The sequence below is a fragment of the uncultured Campylobacter sp. genome (assembly GCF_938015785.1).
In the GTDB taxonomy this organism is placed as follows: Bacteria; Campylobacterota; Campylobacteria; order Campylobacterales; family Campylobacteraceae; genus Campylobacter_B.
In genome coordinates this window covers 20,290-27,140 of record NZ_CALLWC010000004.1, presented here as the reverse complement: position 1 = coordinate 27,140, position 6,851 = coordinate 20,290, and the positions used below count along the sequence as shown (strand labels likewise).

The window sequence follows — 6,851 nt, the reverse complement described above, 5'->3', positions numbered from 1 at the left end:
AAAATAATGCTACTAAAGCGGTAAGACTGCTTTTAGACAACGGAGTTAAATTTGAAGAGGCGGAAGTCGTTAGAAACAGACTGCTTCCGCCGAATTATAACCATATAAAATCTTTGCAAATAAGTGACGATGGAAATTTTACGTTGATTTATGAGACCGACTACCCTATGATTAGTATAGGAGAGCCGAATTATTTCTTTTCATATCTTACGAATACGAATATGTATGAGATAGCAAAGATGGCATTAGAAAGCGGTTACAAGCCATATATTTGGAAATTTCAAAACTCTACGGTAGGTCTAAGGTATGGAAACGATATTAAAAAGGTCGTGCCTGAAGGAATATTAAATGATAAAGCGGAACCGACGGACGGATTTGATATTACCGAATATGATTTTTCATTGTATGATACATTTCCGGGCACTCCAAATTACGAACCGATTTTAAAGCTGCTTATGCAGTATAACGTAGGTGGACAACCGAGTCCGGAATTTCTAAAACGAAAATATGATGATTGTCATAGAAACTATATATATAGTTTGGATAGTTATTATAAAATAAACTACGATGCAACTTATTATATACCTAAAAGTGAAATTTCGCTTATAACGACGGTATATCGCAAATATTGCAAAGATAGAAATTCTACATTTAAAGATGTTTATGAATATACGAAATTTGCAAGCGAGTTAAATGAAATGGAAGCGGTATCCATCCATATGTATACCAGAGATAAAGACGGTCGTAAGCTTGATCAGCCGTATAAAGATAATTTAAAAAAGCTAGATAAATATATAGATGAGATCTCATCCGATGAGATAAAAAATGCAATAAAAGAATCTTATGAAAACTAACCCCTCAAGCTACAATTTTATCTTCCTTACTTCCAGCTCGCCGCCAAAAAAGTTCGCGTAGTAAAGCAGGTCTTTTTCGACATCAAGCCCCGCTAGATAGCGTAGAGCGAGGTTTGCCTCAAAGCTTGCCGCAAACATCACGATCGCAGCCGTTATGCCCGCAGGCGTCGCGTTTAGGCTCGGAAAAAATTTAAAATCCGCATTCTGCACGAAGCAGACTTGGCACTGCCAGCTGTCTACCGACGCAAACACCCACGGCACGCCTATTTGCTTAGCAAAAGCATCTATCTGCGCGCGCGTGGCGAGATTATCGGTCGCATCCAAAATCAGATCAAATTTCTCGCCCGCGCCTATCGCGCTAGCGAAAAATTCCTCCGCGCGGCTCTTATGCACCTCGACGCTCACGCCGTCGTAGCGGCTTTCCGTGCGGCTTTTAAAAACGTCCGCTTTAAATTTGCCCTCGTCTTCGAGCGTGAATAAAATTTGCCTGTGGATGTTGTGAAGCGCCACCGTGTCGAAATCCACGACGCTGATCCGCCCGATGCCGCTTGCGCCCAGAGCGTAAGAAAGGCTGCTTCCAAGCCCGCCCGCGCCGATGATCAGGATGCGCTTGTCCGCAAGCGCGCGCTGCGTCTGCTCGCCCCAAAGTTGGATCTGTCTGTGAAAGTAGTTCATAAAAGCCCCCTGCTAACTAGGTTTTTGCGGAATTTCCACAGTCCGCGCGCCGCAGCGATCTCGTCCGCGTCCACTTCGCACATCAGCACGCCCTCTTCGTTTTTCAGCTCGTTTGCGATCTCGCCGCCGGGGGTTACGACGAAGCTCTCGCCGTAAAATTTAAACTCGCTCTCGCCGAATTTTGCCTCGCCGATGCGGTTGGCACGGATGACGTAGAGCGAGTTCGTAAACGCGCGCATCTTCAAAAGTTCGCGCCAGCGCCCGCCGCTTTCGAAGGTCGAAGCGCACGGCACGAGCACGCAGCCGACGTTTTTCTGCATAAAATAGCGCCAAAATACGTCAAAATGCGCCTCATAGCCGAAGCAGACGCCGAATTTCACGCCGCCCTCGCTAAAGATCATCGGCGAAATTTTACCAATTTTGCGGCTTTTGCGGTTGGCGAAAAAGCCCTCCTCGTTCCAGTGCGGATAGTCCATCAGGATATTTTGATCGTAAAATTTCACCTCCGAGGGCGAAAATTTCGCGCAGGATTTCACCCAGATGGGCTCGTTTTCGCTCGCGCAAAAGATCTCTTCTTCGCTCGCGTCTTTTTGGCTTTCTTCGGAATTTAGAGCGTTTGGGACTTCGGAGGCGCTTTTTAAATTTGCGGCTTTGAAATTTAAAGCGTGTGCGCCGCAGGAATTTAAGCCGCCTTTGGAACTCTGCTCGCTTGAGGAATTTAAAGCGCCTTTAGAATTTGAACCATCGTTGGAATTTAAATCGCTCTTGGAATTTAGCTCGCCCTTGCAACCGGGCTCGCCTTTAAGGCTTACGGAATTTTCGCCGCAGCTCACGCTTTTTTGAGCCGTGCCGCCGAAAATGCCCGCCTGCCTCAAAATCGCGCCGCTTGCGGCTCTGATTATCGGCGCTACGATATGCAGGTCGTATTTGGCAGCCAGCCGCGCCATCAGCTCCTGCTTATGCTCGCTCTGTTCGCAGGCGATGGAGCGGGGCATCTTTTTAAGCTCGCTAAAGAAGGAATTTAGCTCATATTCGCCCAGCAGCACGATCCGCGCGCCGTTGTCTTTGGCGACCTTCATATAGTAATCGATCCGATTTTCGCTCATCGAAAGCGTCGGTAGTTGCAAAACGCATACGTTTATCATCATCGCCTCCTAAGCCTGCTCGGGTGCGTTTATTTCGGCAACCTCGAGTTTGGCGTTTTCTAAAATTTCCTTCGCTTCCTTTAGCAGCGCGACGCCCTGCTTATACAGCTTCACGCTCTCCTCTAGGCTTAGATCCTTGTCGTTTAGGCTTTTTAAAAGCGCATTGATCTTTTCCATTTTTTCCTCGAAACTCTCACTCATCCAAAATCCTTTTTATGATGTAATCAAATTTTTCTATCTCGACCAAAAACGCGTCGTGTCCGTAGTCGCTATCGATCTGCGCGTAGCTCGCGCGATCCTTTTTGCCCAGATCGCTCATCGTGTCGTAAATTTCTTTCATCAGCCCCGGCGGAAAGAGCACGTCGCCTTTGAAAGAGATGAGGTGCAGGCGCGATCTGATCTGCGCGCAGGCGTTTTTGAGATTGCCGTAGTGGCGCGTGCAATCAAAGATATTCATCATCTTGGCGATGTAGAGATAGCACAGCGGATCGAACCTGCGCGCGAAATTTTCGCCGTTGTATTCAAGGTAGCGATCCACTTGAAAGCGCCCGTTAATCTCATAAAGACCGTCGGTTTCAACGTAGTTGCGCCCGAATTTATCCTGCATCGAGCTTGGGCTTAGAAAGCTGATATGCCCCGCCATGCGCCCCACCGCCATGCCGCCAAGTCCGTGCTCGGCGATCAGATTTTTATCGTAGTTGCCGTTTTTAAAGCTAGGATCGCGCAATATGGCCTCGGTCGCGATCTTATTAAACGCGATCGCCCAAGGTTGCGTGGCATAGGTGCTTGCGAGTACGAAAATTTCATCCGCAAATTCCGGATATTCGATAGCGTAGCACAGCGCCTGCATGCCGCCTAGACTACCGCCGATAACGGCGCGAACGCGGGCGATGCCTAGGCGCTTTAAAAGCATCATCTGCGCGCGCACGACGTCCGAGACGACCACTACGGGAAAGCGTAAGCGGTACTCGCGGCCGCTGCTTTCATCGACATCAAGCGGGCATGTCGAGCCGAACGGCGAAGCTAAAATGTTTATGCAGATGACGAAAAATTTCGTAGTATCGACCGCTTTATGATCGCCGATGAGCCCGTCCCACCAGCCCGGTTTAACGTCGCCTTCGTAAAGTCCCGCGGCGTGCGCGGAGCCGGTTAAGGCGTGGCAGATGACGATGACGTTTGATTTGTCCGGGTTTAGCTCGCCGTAGGTTTCATAGGCGAGCTTGAAGTTAGAAAAGACGCGGCCGCTCTCCAGATAGAGCGGCTCGTCGAAATTTTGAATTTTGCTTTTAAGGATCACTGATTTACTCGGTAATTCGGCGCTTCCTGCGTGATGATGACGTCGTGGACATGGCTTTCTTTAAGACCTGCGCTCGTGATCTCGACAAATTCAGCCTTTTGCTGAAAGGTCGCGATATCCTTGCTGCCGCAGTATCCCATCGAGCTTCGCAAGCCGCCTAGCAGCTGAAAGATCACGTCTTTTAACATGCCCGCGTAAGGTACGCGTCCCTCGACGCCCTCGGGCACGAGCTTTTCTTTTGCGGTGCCGTCTTGAAAGTAGCGATCCGAGCTTCCCTTCTGCATTGCCGCTAAGGAACCCATGCCGCGGTAGGTTTTGTACTGGCGCCCCTGAAACGTAATGAGCTCGCCCGGGGTTTCGTAGCAGCCTGCAAGCAGGCTCCCCATCATCACCGAGCTTGCGCCCGCGGCTAGAGCTTTGGCAATGTCGCCCGAGTATTTGATACCGCCGTCTGCGATGATCGGAATTCCAAATTTAGCCGCCTCGATCGCGCAATCGTTGATCGCGGTAAACTGCGGCACGCCCACGCCCGCTACGATGCGCGTAGTGCAGATCGAGCCCGGGCCGATACCTACTTTAATCGCGTCTGCTCCTGCGTTTGCGATATCCTTTATGCTGGCGGGGTTTGCGACGTTTCCGACTACTACGTCGACGTCAAAATTTCGCTTCAGCTCCTTAAGCGTGTCGATAATGCCTTTGGAGTGTCCGTGCGCAGAGTCCATCACAAGCGCATCAACGCCCGCTTTGACGAGAGCTTCGGCTCTTTGCAGATGGCCTACGCCAATCGCCGCGGCGACGCGAAGGCGGCCGAATTTGTCTTTATTGGCGCTTGGATATTCGATGCGCTTTTTAAGGTCTTTAATCGTAATAAGCCCCTCTAAGTTGCCGTTTGCGTCGATTATCGGAAGCTTTTCTACCTTATTGTTTCTAAAAATTTTCTCCGCATCATCAAGCGTGCAGCCCTTTGGAGCGGTAATTAGCGGAGCCTTGGTCATCTTCTCACCTACTAGCGCGGCGGTATCGGTTTCAAAGCGCAGATCTCGATTGGTTAAAATTCCAATCAACACGCCGTTGTCATCGATAACGGGAATGCCGCTGATGTGGTACTCGCTCATCAGATCGAGAGCGTCTTTGATCGTGGCGTCCGCCTTGATCGAGATGGGATCGATGATGACGCCGCTTTCGCTCTTTTTTACGCGGCGAACCATCTTGGCTTGGGAATCCTCATCCATATTTTTATGGATCACGCCGATGCCGCCGAGGCGCGCCATCATTATCGCCGTACGGTACTCGGTGACCGTATCCATCGCGGCGCTCACAAGAGGGGTATTTAGCGTGATATTTTTCGTAAAACTCGTGCTGATATCGACCTCTTTGGGTAAAATTTCAGAGTATTGCGGTACCAACAAAACATCCTCGAAGGTCAGAGCCTTTTTGACGATCTTCATACTTATCCTTTCACGATTTTTTCTAAACTCAAGCCGCCGTCCAGCACCGTTTGTTCGTCGTAAGCGCGCCCGATGAGCTGCGCACTGATATTAAGAGCCTCTTTGTTTTTCGCTACCGGCACGGAGATTGCGGGAAGCCCCGCTAAATTTACGCCGATCGTGTAGATGTCGCTAAGATACGCACGCAGCGGATCGCTAAGCTCGCCGAATTTATACGCTACGCCCGGCGCGATCGGCATAAAGATCAAATCAGCGTCTTTTAAAATTTCCTCATATTCGCTTTTGATGAAAGCTCTTGCCTTCTGTGCCTTGATGTAATACGCGTCGTAGTAGCCGCTGCTTAGCACGAAGGTGCCTAGAAGCATTCTTCTTTTGACCTCGTCGCCAAATCCTTCGCCGCGAGTGTTGGCGTAGAGCTCTTTCAAATTTAGAGCCTTCGCGCGGTTTCCATAGCGCACGCCGTCGTAGCGGCTTAAATTTGCGCTAGCTTCGGCGGTGGCGATGATGTAGTAGGTCGCGATGTCGTATTTGGAGCTGCAAAGATCGCGGCAAACGATCTCATGCCCGAAGGATTTTAGCTTTTCTATAGTTAAATTTAGAGCCTCTTTGACCTGCTGCGAGGCTTCGTCGATATAATTTTTTATAACGGCGATCTTAAGTTTGCGATCCGCGTTTAGCTTATCCGCGGTACTTTCGTAAGCGCCCGCGTAGCTCGTGCTGTCCATCTCGTCGCGGCCTGCGATGATGTCGTATAAAATCGCCGCATCCTCGACGCTGCGCGTGATCGGTCCTATCTGATCGAGGCTACTCGAATACGCCGCAAGCCCGTAGCGACTAACCCTGCCGTAGCTCGGCTTAAAGCCTACGCAGCCGCAAAATGCCGCCGGCTGGCGGATAGAGCCGCCCGTATCGCTTCCGAGTGCAGCTACGGCGATATTTGCCGCTACGGCAGCCGCGCTTCCGCCGCTACTGCCGCCGGGTACGCGCGAGTGATCGGTCGGATTGAGAGTTTTGCCGTAGAATGAGCTTTCGGTCGTGCTTCCCATCGCAAACTCATCCATATTAGTTCGTCCAAACGGTGCCAGACTGCGCTCGCGTAGCTTTTTGATCACCGTCGCGTCGTATGGCGCGACGTAGCCTTGCAAAATTTTGCTCGCCGAGGTGACGCTCCAATCTTTTACCTGAATGTTATCTTTGATCGCGATCGGCACGCCCTCGCCGCTGATGTTTAGAGCCTCGCCCGTGAGCTGCTCGACGTAGGCGCCGAGCTCTTTGGTTTTTAAAATTTTATCCTTTAGCTCCGCTCTAAGCGCCGAAATTTCATCCGCGCTCAGCTTTAGAGCCTCTTTCAAACTTATCATCTGCCATCCTTAAATTTATTCACGAAATAGATCCCCACGCCCGTCGCTACGCAGATCAGCGCGATCGTAAA

General features: G+C 50.3%; 6 protein-coding genes and 1 pseudogene. 1 reads left to right on the top strand and 6 read right to left on the bottom strand.

Translation table 11 applies throughout. The features are described from left to right. A pseudogene (locus Q0393_RS00140) lies at window positions 1-854 on the top strand (hypothetical protein); the annotation flags it as partial. Between the two features lie 9 nt (window positions 855-863). On the opposite strand, the gene Q0393_RS00135 reads toward Q0393_RS00140, so the two are convergent. From Q0393_RS00135 to gatA, 6 genes are read right to left on the bottom strand one after another with little or no spacing between them, the layout of a single operon-like run. Then, window positions 864-1,529, bottom strand: coding sequence for a ThiF family adenylyltransferase (locus Q0393_RS00135; protein ID WP_298976987.1), 666 nt, complete (start codon window positions 1,527-1,529; stop codon window positions 864-866). Next, window positions 1,526-2,674 (bottom strand): carbon-nitrogen hydrolase family protein, encoded by a 1,149-nt coding sequence (locus Q0393_RS00130; protein WP_298976986.1) that lies wholly within the window; start codon window positions 2,672-2,674, stop codon window positions 1,526-1,528. Before Q0393_RS00130 ends, Q0393_RS00135 begins: the two co-directional genes overlap by 4 nt. A gap of 9 nt (window positions 2,675-2,683) precedes the next feature. Then, window positions 2,684-2,875: an exodeoxyribonuclease VII small subunit gene (xseB, locus tag Q0393_RS00125; RefSeq protein ID WP_297942120.1), complete on the bottom strand. Its 192-nt coding sequence runs from the start codon at window positions 2,873-2,875 to the stop codon at window positions 2,684-2,686. Beyond that, window positions 2,868-3,971 (bottom strand): homoserine O-acetyltransferase, encoded by a 1,104-nt coding sequence (locus Q0393_RS00120; RefSeq protein WP_298976984.1) that lies wholly within the window; start codon window positions 3,969-3,971, stop codon window positions 2,868-2,870. Before Q0393_RS00120 ends, xseB begins: the two co-directional genes overlap by 8 nt. Beyond that, the gene (gene guaB, locus Q0393_RS00115; RefSeq protein ID WP_298976983.1) at window positions 3,968-5,419 is read right to left on the bottom strand and encodes an IMP dehydrogenase; all 1,452 of its coding nucleotides are present in this window, start codon (window positions 5,417-5,419) and stop codon (window positions 3,968-3,970) included. Before guaB ends, Q0393_RS00120 begins: the two co-directional genes overlap by 4 nt. A 2-nt stretch (window positions 5,420-5,421) precedes the next feature. Then, window positions 5,422-6,780, bottom strand: a complete 1,359-nt coding sequence (gene gatA / locus Q0393_RS00110; RefSeq protein ID WP_298976981.1) for an Asp-tRNA(Asn)/Glu-tRNA(Gln) amidotransferase subunit GatA — start codon at window positions 6,778-6,780, stop codon at window positions 5,422-5,424. Between the last annotated feature and the right edge of the window lie 71 nt (window positions 6,781-6,851).

What these genes read in the sequence shown, in the direction of transcription:
- guaB (WP_298976983.1), bottom strand. Translation starts at nt 5,419, where the DNA reads ATGAAGATCGTCAAAAAGGCTCTGACCTTCGAGGATGTTTTGTTGGTA.
- xseB (WP_297942120.1), bottom strand. Translation starts at nt 2,875, where the DNA reads ATGAGTGAGAGTTTCGAGGAAAAAATGGAAAAGATCAATGCGCTTTTA.
- Q0393_RS00135 (WP_298976987.1), bottom strand. Translation starts at nt 1,529, where the DNA reads ATGAACTACTTTCACAGACAGATCCAACTTTGGGGCGAGCAGACGCAG.
- Q0393_RS00130 (WP_298976986.1), bottom strand. Translation starts at nt 2,674, where the DNA reads ATGATAAACGTATGCGTTTTGCAACTACCGACGCTTTCGATGAGCGAA.
- gatA (WP_298976981.1), bottom strand. Translation starts at nt 6,780, where the DNA reads ATGATAAGTTTGAAAGAGGCTCTAAAGCTGAGCGCGGATGAAATTTCG.